Source organism: Flavobacterium cheongpyeongense (assembly GCF_003202435.1).
Lineage (GTDB): Bacteria > Bacteroidota > Bacteroidia > Flavobacteriales > Flavobacteriaceae > Flavobacterium > Flavobacterium cheongpyeongense.
In genome coordinates this window covers 1-1243 of sequence record NZ_QJHK01000046.1, presented here as the reverse complement: position 1 = coordinate 1243, position 1243 = coordinate 1, and the positions used below count along the sequence as shown (strand labels likewise).

The window sequence follows — 1243 nt, the reverse complement described above, 5'->3', positions numbered from 1 at the left end:
CTATCCCAATGTCATTAAGTTAAGACATAAATAGATAAAAACCATTGGGTTACGAACCTAAATTAGGTTCTTTGTAATTGACAAAAAAACAAACCCAATGGTAGAAGCAAATATAAAAATAATAGAAGAGTTAAAGGAATTTTTAAAAATTATTAATACTGATTCTGATTTAAGAAAGTTATTTACCAATAAGGCATCCGATTTTACACGGAATAGAAAGCTGACCTATAACAGAACAGTATTTTTGATTATTAATATGCTCAAAAAGAGTTTGTCTATAGAGATTCAAAACTTTTTTGACAACTGCATTTCGGGGAATTTAAGTTGCACCAAATCAGCTTTGAGTATTCAGAGAAAAAAGCTAAAGCCATTGTTTTTTGAGGTTTGGAATCGGTTACTGGTAGATTGCTTTTATAATTATTATGGAGAGAAAGTAAAAAAGTGGAATGGTTTTTTACTCATAGCAGTTGATGGTTCTACCATTAATCTTGTAGATAAGCAGGAAGTAAAAAATCATTTTGGCACCCACGGAAATCATCTGGGAGAAGTTCCGATGGCCGGAATAATGAAGTTTTATGATGTGCTGAATAAAATTACTGTATTCTCAAAAATACATCCAATAAAAATTGGCGAAAAAAGTATAGTTGCCCAGCATATTGAGAGTATTCCAGAGGGTAGCTTATCTATTTATGATAGGGGATTTGCCAGTTTTTCCTTGATGTACTTATTGATTCATCAGGAAAAAACAAAGCATTTTGTGATGCGATGCAAACAAGGATTTAATAAAGAAGTAAGTGATTTTATGCTAAGTTGCGATGATGATAAAGTTATAAATCTTGGTCCGAATTACAGGGCTATCCATAAAATGAAAGAATACGGATTTAGCATTTTCCTTCATACAACAATACCCGTAAGAATGATTAAAGTTGTATTGGAGACAGGAGAAACAGAAGTTTTACTAACCAATCTGTACGATAGTGTCAAGTATAAAAAAGAAATTTTTAAAACCCTTTATTTCATGAGGTGGAAAATAGAGACTAGCTACAATCATGATAAAAATGTGTTGCAATTAGGGGAATTCAGCGGGCATACACTTTGGAGTATAGAACAGGATTTTTATGCCGCAACTTTTGTGTCAAACTTGCAAAGTATAATAGAGAAGCAATGCGAATCGTATCTGAAAATTAAAAATAAAATTAGAAAGCATGATTACCAAATTAACAGAACATTGAGTATTGGAAGC

The 1243-nt window shown here is 31.8% G+C and carries 1 protein-coding gene; it reads left to right on the top strand.

Annotated elements, in window-relative coordinates; translation table 11 throughout:
- Positions 1–97: 97 nt before the first annotated feature.
- On the top strand, positions 98–1243 hold a 1146-nt coding region (locus tag DMB65_RS21830), incomplete at its 3' end, for an IS4 family transposase (RefSeq protein WP_110308726.1).